We start from the raw sequence: 17,734 nt of genomic DNA, 5'->3' as shown, positions 1-17,734 counted from the left end.
CCGACTCCGCGGCAGGGCCGAGTACCGTGGAAACGTGGCCCAGCACCGACCCCTGCCGATCGATCCGCTCGCCGAGGCGAAGCGGCAATGGCTCGCGCACGGATGGACGGATGCCGCAGAGGGCATGACCGTCGTCATCTCGGTGATGCGCGCGCAGCAGCTGCTCCTGGCGAGGGTCGACGCGGCGCTCAAGCCCTTCGAGCTGTCGTTCGCCCGCTACGAAGTGCTGCGTCTGCTCGCCTTCAGCCGCCGGGAGCGTCTGCCGCTGTCGAGCGTGGTGTCGCGTCTGCAGGTGCACGCCACGACGGTCACGAGCACATCCGATCGGCTCGTCCGCGACGGACTGATCGTCCGCGAACCGCACCCGCACGACGGACGGGCGGCGATGCTGGCGCTCACGGACGCCGGCCGCGACCTCGTCGAGCGCGCGACGGCGGCCCTGAACACCGAGGTCTTCACCGCCCCGGGCATCAGCGCCGAGGACGCCGCCGATCTCGTCGGCATCGTGGCGCGCCTGCGCAAGAATGCCGGCGACTTCACGGATCCGCGTCCGCAGCCCGATCCGCTGTGACGGCTTCCTTCGTCATCGAGCGCGTGATCCGCGCGGCGCCCGATCGGGTGTACGCGGCATCCCTCGACCCGCAGCTGCACGTGCGGACCATGGCCAGGTACGGCGAGACCATGGTCGCCGGACCCGACGGCGGAATCTTCGCAGAGGGGTCGACAGTGACCTGGCGCGCCCGGCACTTCGGCCTCCCGTTCCACCTGACGTCCGTCGTGTTCGATCTCGATCCGCCGCGCCGTTTCTGCGATCGACAGGTCGCGGGTCCGTTCGCGCAGTTTCACCACGAACACGAGTTCGACGAGCATCCGGACGGCACGCTGATGCGCGACACCGTGACGCTGCGCGCCCCCTTCGGCCCGATCGGCTCGCTCGTCGACCGGCTGTTCATGCGCGCGTACATGCGGCGGTTGATCGACGAACGCGGCGCCATCCTGGCCGCTGAGGTCGAGCGCGCGTAACCTGTCCGGCATGACCGAACTGCGCCTGCACACCATCCTCGAACCGCACGGTCCCGCGGCCGCGATCGTGCTCACCGACGAACAGGTCGCCGCCCTCGGCGCCGGCAAGGTCTTCCCCGTCGTCGTCGGTTTCGACGATCGCCGCATCCGTCTGCGCCTCGCCCGGATGGGTGGGCTGAACATGATCGGATTCAGCAAGGCCGCCCGCACCGAGATGGGCCTGGAGATGGGGCAGGAGATCGACGTGACGATCACTGTCGACACCGCCGAGCGCGAGATCGAGATCCCGCCGGCCCTCGCCGAGGCGCTCGATGCGGACGCCGCGCTGCGCGCCGCCTTCGACGCACTCTCGTACTCGAAGCGCAAGGAGCACGCCCGCCAGGTCGCCGAGGCGAAGACCGACGAGACCCGCATCCGTCGCGTGGAAAAGGTGCTCGCCGCGCTGCGCGCCTGACGCGGCGCAGTCCTGGTCCGCATCCATGCCCGCGGCGAGAAACCGCTCTCGTCGCGAGAAACCATGCGCGAAGGTGTTTCTCGCGCGCGCAGTGGTTTCTCGACGCGCCATCAGCTGTTCGTGAACCGCGGTGCCCGCTTCTCGCGGAACGCGGCCATCCCCTCCTTCTGGTCCGCGGTGTCGAACAGCGCCGCGAAGGACTGCTTCTCATGGGCGAGGCCGTCGGCGAGGGTCGTCTCCATCGCGGCATCCAGCGCGGCCTTGGCCGCATAGATGCTCGGCAGGGACTTGGACGCGATCGTCTTGGCCAGCGTCGACGCCTCGACGAGCAGATCGGATGCCGGGACCACCCGCGACACGAGCCCGGCGCGCTCCGCCTCCTCCGCGCCGATCAGACGTCCGGAGAGCACGAGCTCTGCCGCCTTGTAGTATCCGACGGCGCGGATGAGACGCTGCGTGCCGCCCATCCCGGGGATGACGCCGAGATTGATCTCCGGCTGTCCGAACCTCGCGGTGTCGGCGGCGAGGATGATGTCGCACATCATCGCGAGCTCGCACCCGCCGCCAAGCGCGAAGCCGCTGACCGCGGCGATGACCGGCGTGCGGACCGCGGCGAAGTCGTTCCAGGCGCCGAAGTGATCGGTGGCGAGCATCTCGGATGCCGTCATCGATTCCATCTCCTTGATGTCTGCACCGGCGGCGAACGCCTTCTCGCTGCCCGTGACGACGATCGCGCCGACGCCGTCGTCCGCGTCGAAGGCGACGGCGGCGGCGGTGACCTCATCCGCCACCAGCGCGTTGAGGGCGTTCAGCGCCTGCGGCCGGTTCAGGGTGATCCATCCGACGCGGCCGCGCTGTTCGACCAGGATCGTCTCGTACTCGGTCATGCATGTCCTCTCCCTCGGGGTGGTCTCAGTATGCCTCGGCGCGAAGCGGCGCATAATGGGGCCGATGAGCGACCAGCCGCGATACGCCCCGGATGCCCGCGCGCGGACGCGGGCCATCCTCGACCTCGCGATCCGCCTCGCGATGGCGCTGTGGGGATCCGGCGCGGGAGCGCAGGAGACCACCGAAGCGATGACAGCGGTCTCCCGCACCTACGGGCTGCGCAACACGGATGCCGATGTGACCCACACCGTGCTGTCGCTGACATGGACCAACCCGAGCACGGACGAGTCCTACACCCGCAGCCACAATCTGCGCGCCCGGCAGCTGGACTACTCCCGACTGTCGGCCGCTGCCGCCCTGTACCGCCAGATCGTCGAGAAGCGGATCGGCCTGGCCGACGCAGCGCGGCGGCTGTCCCGGATCCGTGCGTCTCGTCCGCTCAGTCCCCGCTGGGTCCAGGAGATCGGCTGGGGCCTGGTCGGCGCCGGCGCGACGGTGCTGCTCGGCGGCGGCATCGTCGCCGCCGCCGTCGCGTTCGTCGCGGCCGTGACGCTGAACGCGATCATGGCCGCGCTGCAGCGCGGCGGTGTCCCGCTGCTCTTCCGCACGTTCCTGGGCGGCGCCATCGGCCCCGTCGCCGCGCTGATCGCCCAGATCATCCAGCCCGACGCCTCCCCGACGCTGGTCGTCGTCGCCACCGTGATCGTGCTGCTGGCCGGGGTCACCGTGTTCGGTGGCGTGCAGGACATCCTGACCGCCTTCTACGTCACGGGCCTGGCACGATTGACCGAGGCCATCGTGGCGACCGTCGGCATCGCCGCCGGCGTGATCGCGACTTCGCTGCTGCTGGACCGCCTGGGTGCGCCGGTCGAGATCTCCGTGACCGAAGCGCGCCCCGATCAGTTGCCCGCCGTCGCCGTCGCCGCTGCCGTCGTGATGGCACTGGGCTTCTCGATCGCCACCCAGGTGCCGTGGCGTGCGCTGGGAGTCGTGGCGGTGCTCGCCGCTCTCGCCGAGACGATCACCCTCCTCGGCACGGATGCCGGGCTCGGACCGATCTGGTCGGTCGCGGCCGCCTCGGTGGCCGTGGGTTTCACGGCGTCGCTGCTCACACGGACTGCGCGCACCCCCGCATTGCCGATGATCGTGGCGCCCCTGGTGCCGATGCTGCCCGGTCTCATGCTGTTCGACGGGCTGATGCTGATCGCCGCCTCCGATGTGCGCGGCCTGTTCGACGTCTTCCTGGCCGCGGCCATCGCCGCGTCGATCGCCGCCGGCTCCATCCTGGGGCACTATCTGGTCCGCCCCCTGGGCCGCCGTGGCAGCCGGGCCACGCTCAGCAAGCTCTGACCGGACGACACGTCGGACGCGTCACACGGAGCCGTCGCGGATGTCGGCGATGATGCCGGAGAAGTCACGGCCGCCCCCGGCGCCCGCGGCATAGACGGCGTAGATCTCCTGCGCCAGCCGTCCGAGGCGCGCGTCCGTGCCGGTCTGCTCGATCGCCTCGAGCGCGAGCCCCAGGTCCTTCGCCATCAGGGCACCGGCGAAGCCGGGCTGATAGTCGCGATTGGCCGGGCTGGTCGGCACAGGTCCGGGGACGGGGCAGTTCGTCGACAGCGCCCAGCACTGCCCGGATGCGTTCGATGCGACCTCGTACAGCGCCTCGTGGCTGAGACCGAGGCGCTCGGCGAGGACGAACGCCTCACCGACCACGATCTGCGAGACCCCGAGGATCATGTTGTTGCACACCTTCGCCGCCTGACCGAGCCCCGGACCACCGCAGTGCACGATGCGTCTGCCCATGGTCTCGAGGATCGGCTGCGCGGCGTCGAAGTCCTCGTCCACACCACCGACCATGAACGCCAGCGTCGCGTTCTCGGCGCCGACGACGCCGCCGGAGACGGGCGCGTCCACCTGTCGGTGGCCGGCGGCGACGGCGAGCGCGTGCGCCTCCTGTGCGTCGGCGACGGCGATCGTGGAGGACTCGATGAACAGTGTTCCCGGCGACGCCGCCTCGAGCAGGCCCTCCCGATAGGCCGACAGCACATGGGCGCCGGCCGGGAACATCGTGATGACGACCTCGGCGGATGCCGCGGCATCCGCTCCAGCGTCGGCGATGGGAATTCCGGAGGATGCTGCGGCATCCCGCGCCTGCGGCACCACGTCGTAGCCGGACACCTCGTGCCCGGCGGCGATGAGGTTGCGGGCCATCGGCAGGCCCATGTGGCCGAGGCCGAGGAATGCGATTCTCATGACGCGACCTTGAGGGTCTCGCGTCCGACGATGAGCTGCATGATCTCGTTGGTCCCTTCCAGGATCTGGTGCACGCGGAGGTCGCGCACCACCTTCTCGATGCCGTAGTCCTGCAGGTAGCCGTAGCCCCCGTGCAGTTGGAGTGCGCGGTTGGCGACGTCGAAGCCGGCGTCCGTCGCGAAGCGCTTGGCCATGGCGCACCGCACGGATGCGTCGTCGTCGTGCTCGTCGACCGCGGTCGCCGCGTCCTGCACCATGAGCCGCGCCGCATGCAGCTGTGCGCGCATGTCCGCGATCGCGAACACGATGCTCTGCTTGTCGGCGAGCGGTTCACCGAACGTGAAGCGCTCGTGAACGTACCGGATCGCCTGATCCAGTGCCCACTGCGCACCGCCGAGCGAGCAGGCCGCGATGTTGAGGCGCCCGCCGTCGAGCGCGGACATCGCGATCTTGAACCCGCCGCCCTCCTCGCCGAGTCGAGCGGATGCCGGGACGCGCAGCTCGTCCAGGATCACCTGCCTGGTCGGCTGGGCGTGCCAGCCCATCTTCTTCTCCGGCGCCCCGAAGCTCAGCCCCGGGGTGTCTCCCGCGACGAGGAAGGCGGTGATGCCCCGCGCACCCGAATCGGCGGTGCGCGCCATCACCACGTAGACCGACGCCTCGCCGGCACCGGAGATGAACTGCTTCACCCCGGTGAGCACGTACTCGTCTCCGTCGCGGATCGCGCTCGTGGCGATGGCCGCGGCGTCGGAGCCCGCGCCCGGCTCGGTCAGGCAGTAGCCTCCGAAGCCGGTCATGCCGGTGAGGATCGGGAGCCAGTGCGACCGCTGCGACTCATCGCCGTAGCGATCGATCATCCCGACCACCATGTTGTGGATCGAGATGTAGGCGGCCACCGCTGGGTCTCCCTTCGCCAGCTCCTCGAAGATGGCGACGGTGTCGGCGCGAGAGAGTCCGGTGCCGCCGAAGTCCTCGGCGGCGTAGATGCCGCCCAGGCCCAGCTCGCCCGCGAGCTGGAGGCTCTCGCGCGGGAAGATGTGCTGCTCGTCGCGCTCCAGTGCATACGGGGCGAGCTCCGTCTCGGCGAACTCGCGTACCGCCTGCAGGATCGCCTGGCGTTCCTCTGCGGTGGTGGTGATGAGGGTCATCGGTGCTCCTTGCTGCGTTTCTACTCGCTGGTGCTCGCTCAACGAACGATTCCCGTCACCGGGTGGTGGGCATGACGAAACTGGCTCCCGCTTCGACGGGCTCGGCGACTGACCGCAGCGGGCTGGCCGGCCACCGGCTCGTCACCGTCTTGGTCTTCGTGTAGAACCGGAAGGAATCGGGACCGTGCTGATTCAGGTCTCCGAACCCGCTGCGCTTCCAGCCGCCGAACGTGTAGTAGCCCAGCGGCACGGGGATCGGCACGTTCACCCCGACCATCCCGACGTTCACACGGGCGGCGAAGTCGCGGGCGGCGTCGCCGTCGCGGGTGAAGATGCCGACGCCGTTGCCGTACTCGTGATCGGATGCTATCGCGAGCGCCTCCTCGTAGTCCCGCGCCCTGGCGATCACGAGGACAGGACCGAAGATCTCCTCGCGGTAGATCGACATGTCGGTCGTCACGTGATCGAACAGGGTCGGACCAAGGTAGAAACCCTCCTCGTACCCCTCGACGACGAGACCTCGTCCGTCGGCGAGGAGGGTGGCCCCGGCATCCACGCCCTGCTGGATGCAGTCGGTGACGCGGTCGACGGCCGCGCGGGTGACGAGCGGGCCGTAGTCGATGCCGTCCGCGAGCGACGGTCCGATCCGCAGCTGAGCGACCCGCTCGGTGAGCTTGGCCGCGAGGGCATCAGCCGTCTCGTCTCCGACCGGCACCGCGACCGAGATCGCCATGCAGCGTTCCCCCGCCGAACCGTAGCCGGACCCGATCAGCGCATCGACGACCTGGCCGAGGTCGGCATCCGGCATGACGACGAGGTGGTTCTTCGCTCCGCCGAAGCACTGCGCGCGCTTGCCGTGCGCAGCCGCGGTGGCGTAGATGTACTCGGCGATCGGCGTGGATCCGACGAACCCGATCGCCTTGACGCGCTCGTCCTCGAGCAGCACGTCGACGGCCTCCTTGTCGCCATGCACGACGTTGAGGATGCCTGCGGGCAGCCCGGCCTCGAGGAACAGTTCGGCGAGCCGGACCGGCACCGACGGGTCGCGCTCGCTGGGCTTGAGCACGAACGCGTTCCCTGCGGCGATCGCGGGTCCGGCCTTCCACAACGGGATCATCGCCGGGAAGTTGAACGGCGTGATGCCGGCGACGACGCCGAGCGGCTGGCGCAGGGAGTACACGTCGATCCCCGTACCCGCCTCGGTGGAGTACTCGCCCTTGAGCAGGTGCGGCGCTCCGGTGGCGAACTCGATCACGTCGAGGCCGCGCTGGATGTCGCCCTTCGCATCTTCGAACGTCTTGCCGTGCTCGCTGGAGAGCAGTCGCGCGAGGTCGTCCATGTCGCGATGGACGAGATCGAGGAAGCGCATCAGTACGCGGGCGCGCTTCTGCGGGTTGGTCGCGGCCCACCCCGGCTGCGCGGCCTCGGCGTCCGCGATGACGCGACGGACCTCGTCGGCACTCGCGAGCGGGACGCGAGCCTGAACGGATCCCGTGCTGGGGTCGAACACGTCCGCGAAGCGCCCGGAGTCTGGAGTCAGAAGCGATCCGCCTACGAAGTGGGGGATGGTGCGAGTCATTGTGCAAAGTCCCTTCATGCCGTCATTGGCACAAGGGAAGTTTACTTTGCCCCTCGCGGATTTACTAGGGCGTCCTAGTATCTAGATCCAGTCGTCCGCGTGGAGCTGGCGGATCCCGCGATTGTGCAGCAGGAACTGCGCACGAAGGGGCACGCCGAGCGAGACAGCGGCATCAGCCATCGCGCCGGCCCAGGCACGATCGTCGTCGTCCAGCGTGCTGGGTCCGACGCGCTCCCACACCAGCACGACGCTCGCGTTACCGGTGGCTTCGAGGAGCATGCCGCTGCGATGCATGAGCAGGTGCGCCTGGTCGACGCGCCCGAGGTCGTCGACCTCGACATCTTCATGCGGGTCTTCCGGGTAGTCGTCCATCGGCATGAGCGGGTCACCGAGGCGGCCGTGCTCATCGATGAACAGCAGCCACATCTGGCGGAGATTCGCCCGCCGCAGCAGCACGTGCAGCAGGTCGCGCAGGTCGTCGTCGCGATCGAGGATCAGGTCTTTGAGAGTCGTGCTCGTATCTGTCATGAGGCGATGATCGCGCGATCCTCGCGCATGACCTCACGGAATTCCGAGGCCTGTGGACAACTCGCCGCCAACTCGTCCCCTGTGCAGAGCGGGTGGTTCCGGGCACCCCGGCCCACCCGCTCGATGCGATCAGCGGACGATCACCGGCAGCGGCAGCAGCGTGCGCGATGGCTCGTACGGCTCCGCCCCCTCGAACCGCACCGAGAGGAGATGCAGGCCGCGGCTGATCTTCGGGATGGTCGCCTGGACTTTGCCCCGGGCATCCGTCGTCAGCTCGATCGTGGCGACGACGGAGCCGCGATCGAGCACCGTCACCGTGCCCACCGGCGCACTGCCGTCGTCAGCCGACACCGTCGCCTTCAGCGTGTACGTCGATCCGGCCTTCGCCGTGATCTTCGGCGAGGACAGTCGGATGCGCGTGTCCACCGGCTCCGCCTGCTCGTCCACGAGGACCGCCACCGAGCGCGCGGGTACCGTCACCGTTCCCGCCGCAGCATCCCACGTCGTGGTCTTCACGACGGCGTCGGCGCCGTTCGCCTGCGCATCCGTCAGCGCGAAGCCGCGGCCGGACAGAGACGGCACCGTCTGCGTCACCGCCTCGGCCGAAGCGTTGAACACGACCAGGGCGCCATCCAGCGCCGGGTCGACGTCGTCGCCCACCAGATCGTCGATGAGCATCACGATGACGCCGGGCGCAGCATCCGTCCCACCGTTCGGGAACGTCACCTTCTCGCCGATCAGTTCCGCCGATCCGAGCTGCAGCAGGTCGACCTCCTCGCGCACGCGCAGCAGATCCAGCGCGGACGCCTCGGCGGATGCGATGTCGGCGGCCGCGGGCTTCAGTGCAGGATCCGCCAGCAGCGGTGCCATGATCGACCACTTGTCCTGGTTGTCCGCCGCGGGCGGGAGGCCCGAGCCGAACGTCGATTCCTGGCCGGTCCAGTCGATCCGGTTGAACCAGTCGCCGGAGTCGTAGCTGTTGCGATCCAGCGACTTCGACCGCAGCAGTTCGGTGCCGGCGTGCCAGAACGACGGCGACTGCGACAGCGTCACAGTGGCCAGCGACAGCGTGTTCATGCGGACGCGGTCCGCCATCGAGGTGCCGGTCGGCAGTTTCAGCACCGACAGGTCGTACAGCGTCTCGTTGTCGTGCGCGTCGACGTAGTTGATGACCTCGCCCGGCTCGTCGGCGTAGCCGGCCGGCGCCCCGCGGTAGTCGATGCCGGATCCCGCGGTCACGACGCCGTCGCTGGTCGTGAACGAATAGTCGCGCAGGTTGCCCGCCAGCCCCAGTTTCACGAGATCCGTCTCGTGGCCGAGGTCCGCGATCGCCTGCTCGGGCGTGCCGTTGATCGGGTCCCCGTTCGGGTCCGTGCCGAGACCGGTCCCGAAGCCCTGGCGGAACGTGGAGGCGCCGTCGACGGGGCTGCCGCCGTGCACGGCATCCCGCAGCCGGTCGTTGAACGTGCCGATGCCGGTCCCGCCCAGCTGGCCCTGCGTCGCCTGCTCGAACAGGGCGTTGTCCGCCACCTCGCCGAAGTTCCAGCCTTCGCCGTACAGGTAGATCGACGACCCGTCGATGCCGTCCTTCTTGACCGTCAGGTCATCCAGCGCCTCGCGCACGGCGAGCATGTTGGCCTTCGAGTGGTGTCCCATCAGGTCGAAGCGGAAGCCGTCGACGCGGTACTCCCTCGCCCACGTCACGATCGAATCGACCATGAGCTTCTGAGCGGCGAGATGCTCGGTCGCGACGTTCTGACAGCAGGTGCTCGTCTCGACGGCACCGGAGGCGTTCAGGCGGTGGTAGTAGCCGGGCACGACCTGATCGAGGACCGATGTGTCCGCCTGTCCGGATGCCGCGGTGTGGTTGAACACCTCATCCAGCACGACCTGGAGCCCCATGTCGTGGAGCGATCCGACCATGGTGCGGAACTCGCTCACGCGGGCACCGCCGTCCGCGTCGACCGCGTACGAGCCCTCCGGCGTCGAGTAGTGGAACGGGTCGTAGCCCCAGTTGAATCCGTCGGCTCCGGCGACAGCGCCGACGCAGGCCTGCTGCTCCGCGGAGTCGGGACCGAATGAGGCGAGGTCGCACTCCGGCACGGCCTGTGCCGAGCGGTCCTCCTCGATCGTGGCGATGTCGAAGGACGGCAGCAGATGGACCGTGTTGATGCCGGCATCCGCCAGCTCGCGGAGCTGATCCGTGCCCGCGCTGTCCTCGGCGAAGGCGAGGTAGGTGCCGCGCTTGTCCTCCGGCACCGACTCGTCGCCGATCGAGAAGTCGCGGATGTGCAGCTCGTAGATGGCCCGATCCACATCGCGCTCGACCTCGGGCGCCTCGGCCTTCTTCCAGATCTTCGGCTCCCACGCCTTGTCGTCGAGGTCGACGGCGACGGAGCGCTCCGAGTTCAGTGTCAGCGCCGTGGAGTACGGGTCGGTGACGAGGTTGGTCTCGATCTTCCCGGTGCTGGGCGCGTAGACGACGACCTCCCACAGGAACTCGTCGTTCTTCAACTTCTTGTCGCCCTTCACCTGCCAGACGCCGGATGCCTCATTCCACGTCGCTTCGTGGCGGACGGGGTCTCCGTCAGCGCCCGCATCCCAGGTCAGCAGGGTCACCTGCTGGGCGGTCGGCGCCCACAGCCGGAACGTCGGCTTCTTGCCCTGGAAGGTCACGCCGAGATCGACGTCGTCGAGCTCCGGTGCGAACAGGTCGTCCAGCACGCCGGGCAGCTGCACCCCCGTATACGCGGTGAGTGCTCCGTCGACACCCGCCTGCGAGACGGCCAGCTGAGTGCGGACGAGGGCCGCGGCATCCGCGTCGGGGAGCTTCAGCGCGAGGGCGCCGGCAAGGGCCGGGAAGCGCGCGGTCTGCTCCGAGGTCAGCGGACCGTCGACGGTCAGTGCGATCGCATCGTCGCCGGTGACCTGCCCGTCCGTCAGAGCGAGGGAGGCGTCGGATGCCGAGTGCAGCACGTACGCGGCGTCATCGGTCGATCCGAGGTCCGCGGGCCACGCGATCGTGCTCTCGTCGATCCAGTGCGCGCGCAGTTCGCCGACACCCGGCAGCGGCGGGTCGTCGCTCACGATCTCGAGCACGTGGGTCTCGAGCGTGTAGCGGAACGTCGTGACCTTGCCCTCGGTCGCGCTGAACGAGATGTTCGCCCCGTCGCGGACGCCGTCGGCGCCGTAGTTCTCGGCCCAGCTCAGACCGTGCGCGACCTTCAGTTCGTATGCCCCGGTGGGAAGCGCCGAGGTCGAGAACTCGTACACGCCATCGCGATCCCCATCGGCCATGAGCGTACCGAGGCAGTCCGGCGCCCAATCGGCGGCGCAGCCGAGCTCGTCCTGCAGGGATCCGGCGAGCGTGACGGTGGGTCCTTCGGCGCTGGACTGCACGATGTTCGTGCGGGGGTCGAAGTAGAAGGAGATCGGTCCGCCGGCGTGCGCGATCGCGATGTTCGAGCCGTCCGGGACGCCGTTCTGGCCGTAGTTGACGGTCCAGCTGCCGTTGATCGCCGCCTTGTACTCGTAATCGCCGGCGGGGAGGTCGAAGGTCCCGGCCCAGACGCCGTCGGCGCGCAGGGTCAGCTTCGCCTTCTCGCAGCCGGGCTCCCAGTCGGCGGCGCAGCCCATCTCGGAGTTCAGGCTGCCGGCGATCGTCACCGAATCGAACGTCGGCTGCGGCTCCTCCTGTTCGGTGAGGGTCACGGCGTTGCCGACCGACGCGTAGGTGGATGCCGCGGCATGGTGCCCTGCAGCATCCGTCGTCACGGCGCGGTACTCGACCAGCGTGCCCTTCTTCAGGCCCCCGAGGTCGTGGAAGACCCGCGGATCGGTGTCCTCGGCGGTGCCGAGCGGGTGCCATTCGTCCGAGCCGGCGACGCGCCAGGAGAAGCTCGTCTGCGTCCACTGGTCGGCGATGTCCGCCGTGACGACGGCCTGACCCTCGACGCCTGCACCCGGTGCGGGAACAGTGAGGGTGATCGGCGCCGCCTCGGCGGGAGCGGTCACCACGGCATCCGCCTTCCAGACGGCGGCCGACAGGGCCGGAACCGTGATGCTCGTGACGGCGCTCTGGTCCGTGGTCAACGCTGCGGCGTCGCCGTAGAGCGGCGCGAAACCGGCGTCGGCCGTGAGGGTCGTGACGTCGACGGTCTGCGCGGTCGTGGCGTTGTTGACCGCGACGAGGTACTCGACCTTCTCGTCGGCATCCACCCGGGAGAAGGCATAGATGCCGGGGCCGGATGCCGCGTAGCGCTCGATCTGCGCGCCGCTGGACAGGGCGGGGTGGGCGGCGCGCAGGGCCGAGATCTCGGCGATATGCGCGTAGAGCGGAGCGTCGGTGGCGTAGCGGTCGACGGATCCGGCCTGCTCGCCCGTGATGAGGTTCTGGTCCGCGTACTCGTCGACCTGGGTGGCGAACAGCGTCTGGCGGGCGTCCTTGTCGCCGCCGGGGCCGGTGAAGCCCTGCTCGTCGCCGTAGTAGACGACAGGCTGGCCGCGGGTGAGGAACATCAGCTCGTGCGCGAGCTCGTCGCGCTCGAGCGGCGCGTCCAGGTTGTCGAGGAACGACCCGACGCGACCCATGTCGTGGTTGCCGAGGAAGGTCGGCAGCGCCGTCGCGGACGTGTCGGCGGTCGTGTAGTAGTCGTCGCCGGCGAACAGCGACTGCAGCCCCTTGGCCGAGTTGCCCGCCGCGAAGCTCACCGCCGAGGACTGGAACGTGAAGTCCAGGACCGAGTTCATGTCGGTATTCCGCACATACGGCGACAGCTTCACCGGGTCGGCGTCGTAGACCTCGCCGAACATGAAGAAGTCGTCGTCGCCCTGCGCGTGCGCGTAGTCGAGGACGTCCTTGGACCACTGCTCCCAGAACTCGAAGTTCACATGCTTGACAGTGTCGATGCGGAACCCGTCGATGCCGAGGTCGATCCAGTCCTCGTACACCTCGACGAAGCCGTTCACGACGGTCGGATGCTCGGTCATCAGGTCGTCCAGACCGTCGAAGTCGCCGTACGTGACGGACTCTCCCGACCAGGTCGAGTTTCCGCGGTTGTGGTACAGCGTGGGGTCGTTGAGCCAGGCCGGGACCTTCGCGTCCTCGTCGGTGACCACGGGCGTATATGGGAAGCTCGTGGCGGGGTCGAGTTCCGGGAAGTCGGGCGATCCCGCGACATCGGCGGGATCGAAGGCGGTACCCGCGGCATCCGTGTAGGGGCTCGTCGCCTGGTCGACGTAGTCGTAGGTCTTCTCGGCGTAGTCGATGACGTCGGCCGTGTGATTGGTGATGATGTCGAAGTAGACCTTGATGCCGCGGTCGTGGGCGTCCGCGATCAGCGCCTCGAGCTCGGCGTTCGTGCCCAGGTGCGGGTCGATGCGGGTGAAGTCCGTGATCCAGTAGCCGTGGTAGCCGGCGCTGGCATTCGCACCTTCGCCCTGGACGGGCTTGTTCGCGAAGCTCGGGGTGAGCCAGATCGCCGTGGTGCCGAGCCCATCGATGTAGTCGAGGTTCTGGTGCAGACCCGCGATGTCGCCGCCCTGGTAGAAGCCCTTGTTCGTGGGGTCGAAGCCGGTGGTGAGCGCGTCGCCGGTGAGACCGCCGGTGTCGTTCGTCGTGTCGCCGTTCGCGAAGCGGTCGGTCATCACGAAGTAGAACTGCTCGCCGTCGCCCGGCTGGCGGACGGGGGCGTTCACGAGTGCCGCGTCGTCGTCGCCGTAGCCGCCGCGGAGGTCGACCACCTCGAGACCGACCCGCTTGAGAGTGTCATCGAACGTGAAGCGCAGCGTCGACGGGCCGTCGATCGTGAGCGGGATGTTGTCGCCGCCGCCGTCGAGACCGTACGCCTCATCCCAGGTGTCGTCGAGAGCCACCTTGTACTCGTAAGTCCCGGCTGGGACCTCGAACTCGGCGCTGTAGATCCCCTCGGCACCGGTGGGGAGGAGCTCGGTCTCGGCGCAGTCGGGTGCCCAGTCGGCAGCGCAGCCGAGTTCTGACTGCAGGTCGCCGACCAGCGCGACGGTCCGGTCGGCGGCGGATGCCGCTGCGGGGGCGCCGATCGTGCCGATGCCGGAGGCGGCGAGTGCCACGGCGGCGAGCAGGGCGGTGCGGCGGTGAACGGTCTTCTTCGACACGGGAGTCTCCTGAGGGGACGGAGGGCACGACGACGTGCTCGGGTGCTGTGGTCCCGAAGCTAGCAGTTGCGCACGGAAACCTGCAAGCGCTTCCAGGTGATATTTCTTACTAGAGTTGACTCGTCCACGGGTGGCGGTGCCCATATCGCAAGCGCTTCCAGTCCGATAGTGCGAAGTTCGACCGGCGTTCACCCGCCGGACACTTCGGGCGATTACAACTGCTCTTGCGCGGAAGAATCAGACCGGAACGGGTAGTCAGGAACTTTCCGCGCCGCGGTGAGCATCGCTCCCGCTCGCGGTTTCCAACCGCATGAGACCCCCGCCGAATCGGGTCGGCGGGGGTCTCTTCTCTTCCCTTCCCGAGACCCCCGCGCGATCACCGCGCGAAATCGTCCTGACGTGCCTCTCCGTGTCCGCTCGCGCGCCACAGTCGGGCGTAGCCGCCGTCCGCGCTCAGCAACTCGTCGTGCGACCCCATCTCGACGATGCGACCGGCATCCATCACAACCACCCGGTCGGCCATGCTCGCCTGCTCGAGGCGGTGCGCGATCGTGATCGTGGTCCGCCCTCGTGCGAGGCGCAACGCCGCGCGATCGAGGACGTCGCCGTCGGCGCTGCCCGCCTCCGAGGCCGCCTCGTCCATGACCAGCACGTGCGGATCGCGCAGCCGGACCCGCGCGAGGGCGAGCTGCTGGCGCTGGACATCGGTCAGGTCGACGCCACCGGCGCCGATGACCGTCTGGACACCGGCATCCAGCCTCGCCACCCACCGTTCCGCCCCAGCGTCGGCGAGGGCGTCGGTCAGTTGGGCGTCCGTCGCATCCGGACGAACGAGACGCAGATCATCCGCCAGGGGACCCGAGAAGACGTGGCTCTCCTGCGCGACCAGCACGACGCGCGGCTCGTTCGCCCCCTCGAAGCGCACACGGCCGGATGCCGCGGCGAGCCGCCCGCTCACGATCGCCGCCAGGGTCGATTTCCCTGCCCCGCTCGCCCCGACGATCGCGACGTGCTCGCCGGGCCCGACGTCCAGGTGGATGTCGGCGAGCACCGCGGCGTCGCCGTAGGAGAAGCCGACGCCCTCGATCCGGACGCCGATCACGGCATCCTCCCGCGCATCCGGCACGTCGCGCTCGCTCTCGACGGGCTCGTCCAGCACGCCGACCAGTCGCGACAGGCTCGCCGAGGCGCGCTGCAGATCGTCGAATCCGGCGAGCACCGTGCCGAGCGGACCGAACAGGTTCAAGAACATCAGTGCGGCCGCCGTCGCCGCGCCGATCGTCGTCGCGCCGGACTGCACGAGGAGGAAACCGGCGACGAGCACGGCGGCGAGACCGACGAACTCCGCCATGTTGAGCCGCCCCCAGAAGCGCACTCCCAGTCGAGCGGCGCGGATGCTGAGGTCGGCGGCGCGACGCGCGGACTCGTCGACGCGCGCCTCGACCCCGGCCGTGCTGCCGAAGGCCAACAGCGTGGCGTGCGCGTCGATGCCCTCCAGCATCCGCTGCGATCGCTCGCCCGCGGCCTCCCTGGATGCACGGTACACCGGCATCGAGCGACGCAGATGGTGCCGCAGAGCGACCAGTTGGACAGGAACCGCGAGGCACGCCGCCAGCGTCAGCCGGGGATCGATCGCGGCCAGTCCCACCGCTGCGGCGGCGATCGAGAACGCCGCCCCGGCGGCCGTCGGGACCACCGAGGAGACCGTGTCCCCGACGACGGCGACATCCCCCGAGACCCGTGAGACCAGCTCCCCCCGACCAGCGGCCTCGACGCGGCGCTCCGGCATCCGCAGGATGTGGGTCATCAGCCGGTCTCTCAGCTTCGCCAGCATCCGTTCGCCGACGCCGGCGACGGCGATCCACGATCCGGTCGCGAGCACCGCCTGGACGACGACGGTCGCGAGCAGCACGATCAGCAGCAGTCGCACCAGCGCGCCGTCCCCATCGGTGACGGCATCGATCGCGCCGCCGAGAATCAACGGGGTCGCGATGCCGGCGGCTGCCGCGAGGGCGAGAACCGTCACGGCGACCGCGAGACCCGTCCCGTGCTGGCGCACCAGACCAGCGAGGACCCTGCGTGTGCGCCGAGGATCAGCGGTGCGAAGAGGAATCGTCATGCGCGCACCTCCTGCGTCCGACCGATCCTCACGACGCGGTCGCACACAGCCAGCAGGGTCGGACTGTGCGTGAGCAGGATCGTCGTCCGCCCGCGCCGGTGACGCCGGATGCCATCGGCGACCGTCGCCTCTGTGACGGCATCGACCGCCGTCGTGGGATCGCGCAGCACGAGCACGCTCGGCTGCGCTGCGAGTGCGCGCGCGAGTGCGACGCGCTGCCGCTGGCCGCCGGAGAGGAGCATGCCCCGTTCGCCGACCTGGCGGCCCCACCCCTCCCCTGCGAGCACATCGCCGAGCGCGGCGGCGTCCACGAGGTCGTCCCGATCGGATGCGCCGACGTTCTCGGCCACTGTTCCGGTGAGCAGAACGGCCTGGTGCGGTGCGGAGACGACGCGCGCGTCCCCCGGCAGCGGAGGACGCACAAGCGGTTCGCCATCGATCAGGATCGACCCCTGCTGCGCGGGTGCCGCTCCGGCGAAGAGCTCGCTCAGCGCGATCGCGTCGGCCTCCTCCGCTTCGATGCCGACCAGCTCTCCGGCGGCGATGAGCACGGTCACCGCCCGACCCGAGGGCAGTCGGACGCCGTCGATCATCACGTCCCCGCGCGGCGCCTTCACCGGAGCGCCGAGCGAATCCGTCTCCCCTCCTGACAGCTCCTCGATCCGTCGCCGTGACGCGCGGGCCTTGGCGAGTTCGGGTCCCACGAAGGCGAGCGAGGCGACCGGCCATTGCAGGAACTGCGCGAGTCCGACCACCGTCACCAGCTGGCCGACCGTGATCGCACCGTCGAGCGCGAACTGAGAGGACATCCCCGCGAGGACGACGAGGAAGAGCCCGGAGAGCAAGGTCGTGACGCCGGAGAACACCCCCTCGGCCCTGGCTGCGCGCAGGGCGGCCGACAGAGTCGTCGTGTTCGCGGCGCGGAAGCGGCGCCTGGCCTCGTCCTCCGCGTTCAGCCCCTTGACCGTGCGCAGGCCCGAGAGCAGGTCCGAGGCGAGGGCGGAGGAGTCGGCGAGCGCCGCCTGCTCCGCCGCCGTGCGTCGCTCGAGCGGGCCGGTGATGAAGTGGACGGCGACGACGAGCACCGGCGTGACGATCAGCACGGCGACGCCCAGCGGCACGGACACCAGCAGAAGCCCGGTCGCCGCCACCGCGATCGCGACGGCGAACGAGATCGCGCGACCGAGGGTCCAGGCAACCGACGAAGCCTCGCCGACGTCGCTGGTCAGCGTCGAGAGCACTTCGCCCCCGCGTCGCCGCGCCTGGCCGATCGGATCGAGCACGCGGGCCAGCAGGTCCCGACGCGTCGTGTAGTCCATCTCGGTGTACAGCGCGACGGCGGCGAGCTCCCCGGTGCGCCAGGCGAGCATCAGTACGAGGAACACCACGAGCAGGATGCCGATGCCGATCGCGAGTCCCACCGGATCGGATCCGGCGATCGCGATGTCGATGATGACGCCGACTGTGATGGGCACGGCCGCTTCGCAGGCCTGGTGGAGTGAGAACCCTGTGGATGCGCGGATCAGCAGACCCCGACGGCCGCGGATCCAGGGCGATACGGAGGAGGGCACGTCGTGATAGCTTAGGTTCGCCTAACCATGACT

12 protein-coding genes are annotated in these 17,734 nt (G+C 69.3%); 4 read left to right on the top strand and 8 right to left on the bottom strand.

Translation table 11 applies throughout. The features are described 5' to 3' along the window. Positions 1–34: 34 nt before the first annotated feature. From M2317_RS05165 to M2317_RS05155, 3 genes are read left to right on the top strand one after another with little or no spacing between them, the layout of a single operon-like run. On the top strand, positions 35–571 hold the full coding sequence (locus M2317_RS05165) for a MarR family winged helix-turn-helix transcriptional regulator (protein ID WP_429457964.1): 537 nt from the start codon (positions 35–37) through the stop codon (positions 569–571). Next, the gene (locus tag M2317_RS05160; RefSeq protein WP_429457962.1) at positions 568–1,023 is read left to right on the top strand and encodes an SRPBCC family protein; all 456 of its coding nucleotides are present in this window, start codon (positions 568–570) and stop codon (positions 1,021–1,023) included. The genes M2317_RS05165 and M2317_RS05160 overlap by 4 nt, the downstream gene beginning before the upstream one ends. A 10-nt stretch (positions 1,024–1,033) precedes the next feature. Then, positions 1,034–1,477, top strand: a complete 444-nt coding sequence (locus tag M2317_RS05155) for a YdeI/OmpD-associated family protein (protein WP_429457959.1) — start codon at positions 1,034–1,036, stop codon at positions 1,475–1,477. A 110-nt stretch (positions 1,478–1,587) separates the two neighbouring features. Here the strand turns inward: M2317_RS05155 and M2317_RS05150 are convergent, their stop codons facing one another. After that, on the bottom strand, positions 1,588–2,364 hold the full coding sequence (locus tag M2317_RS05150; protein WP_429457957.1) for an enoyl-CoA hydratase-related protein: 777 nt from the start codon (positions 2,362–2,364) through the stop codon (positions 1,588–1,590). A 64-nt stretch (positions 2,365–2,428) separates the two neighbouring features. Between M2317_RS05150 and M2317_RS05145 the strand changes: the two genes are divergently transcribed. After that, the gene (locus M2317_RS05145; RefSeq protein ID WP_429457954.1) at positions 2,429–3,715 is read left to right on the top strand and encodes a threonine/serine ThrE exporter family protein; all 1,287 of its coding nucleotides are present in this window, start codon (positions 2,429–2,431) and stop codon (positions 3,713–3,715) included. Positions 3,716–3,736: 21 nt separating this feature from the next. Here M2317_RS05145 and mmsB read toward each other — a convergent pair whose 3' ends face one another. The 7 genes from mmsB to M2317_RS05110 all read right to left on the bottom strand — a co-directional run bounded on the left by mmsB (position 3,737) and on the right by M2317_RS05110 (position 17,701). Further along, positions 3,737–4,621 (bottom strand): 3-hydroxyisobutyrate dehydrogenase, encoded by an 885-nt coding sequence (gene mmsB, locus M2317_RS05140; protein ID WP_429457952.1) that lies wholly within the window; start codon positions 4,619–4,621, stop codon positions 3,737–3,739. Beyond that, the gene (locus tag M2317_RS05135; protein WP_429457951.1) at positions 4,618–5,769 is read right to left on the bottom strand and encodes an acyl-CoA dehydrogenase family protein; all 1,152 of its coding nucleotides are present in this window, start codon (positions 5,767–5,769) and stop codon (positions 4,618–4,620) included. The genes mmsB and M2317_RS05135 overlap by 4 nt, the downstream gene beginning before the upstream one ends. Before the next feature lie 55 nt (positions 5,770–5,824). After that, on the bottom strand, positions 5,825–7,348 hold the full coding sequence (locus M2317_RS05130) for a CoA-acylating methylmalonate-semialdehyde dehydrogenase (protein WP_429457949.1): 1,524 nt from the start codon (positions 7,346–7,348) through the stop codon (positions 5,825–5,827). A gap of 81 nt (positions 7,349–7,429) precedes the next feature. Beyond that, positions 7,430–7,876, bottom strand: a complete 447-nt coding sequence (locus tag M2317_RS05125) for a hypothetical protein (RefSeq protein ID WP_429457946.1) — start codon at positions 7,874–7,876, stop codon at positions 7,430–7,432. A gap of 129 nt (positions 7,877–8,005) precedes the next feature. Further along, the gene (gene pulA, locus M2317_RS05120; protein ID WP_429457945.1) at positions 8,006–14,011 is read right to left on the bottom strand and encodes a pullulanase-type alpha-1,6-glucosidase; all 6,006 of its coding nucleotides are present in this window, start codon (positions 14,009–14,011) and stop codon (positions 8,006–8,008) included. A 376-nt stretch (positions 14,012–14,387) separates the two neighbouring features. Continuing rightward, entirely contained in the window at positions 14,388–16,130 is a 1,743-nt protein-coding gene (locus M2317_RS05115) for an ABC transporter ATP-binding protein (protein ID WP_429457943.1), read from the bottom strand. Continuing rightward, the gene (locus M2317_RS05110; protein WP_429457941.1) at positions 16,127–17,701 is read right to left on the bottom strand and encodes an ABC transporter transmembrane domain-containing protein; all 1,575 of its coding nucleotides are present in this window, start codon (positions 17,699–17,701) and stop codon (positions 16,127–16,129) included. The genes M2317_RS05115 and M2317_RS05110 overlap by 4 nt, the downstream gene beginning before the upstream one ends. Positions 17,702–17,734 lie beyond the last annotated feature (33 nt).

It is taken from the genome of Microbacterium sp. ZKA21 (genome assembly GCF_050434165.1).
GTDB lineage: Bacteria > Actinomycetota > Actinomycetes > Actinomycetales > Microbacteriaceae > Microbacterium.
This window is presented reverse-complemented; position numbering and strand designations above follow the sequence as displayed.

Bases quoted from the DNA above. Each gene is read 5' to 3' on its own strand.
- M2317_RS05150 (WP_429457957.1), bottom strand. From the start codon at position 2,364: ATGACCGAGTACGAGACGATCCTGGTCGAACAGCGCGGCCGCGTCGGA.
- mmsB (WP_429457952.1), bottom strand. From the start codon at position 4,621: ATGAGAATCGCATTCCTCGGCCTCGGCCACATGGGCCTGCCGATGGCC.
- M2317_RS05135 (WP_429457951.1), bottom strand. From the start codon at position 5,769: ATGACCCTCATCACCACCACCGCAGAGGAACGCCAGGCGATCCTGCAG.
- M2317_RS05130 (WP_429457949.1), bottom strand. From the start codon at position 7,348: ATGACTCGCACCATCCCCCACTTCGTAGGCGGATCGCTTCTGACTCCA.
- M2317_RS05155 (WP_429457959.1), top strand. From the start codon at position 1,034: ATGACCGAACTGCGCCTGCACACCATCCTCGAACCGCACGGTCCCGCG.
- M2317_RS05145 (WP_429457954.1), top strand. From the start codon at position 2,429: ATGAGCGACCAGCCGCGATACGCCCCGGATGCCCGCGCGCGGACGCGG.
- M2317_RS05125 (WP_429457946.1), bottom strand. From the start codon at position 7,876: ATGACAGATACGAGCACGACTCTCAAAGACCTGATCCTCGATCGCGAC.
- M2317_RS05115 (WP_429457943.1), bottom strand. From the start codon at position 16,130: ATGACGATTCCTCTTCGCACCGCTGATCCTCGGCGCACACGCAGGGTC.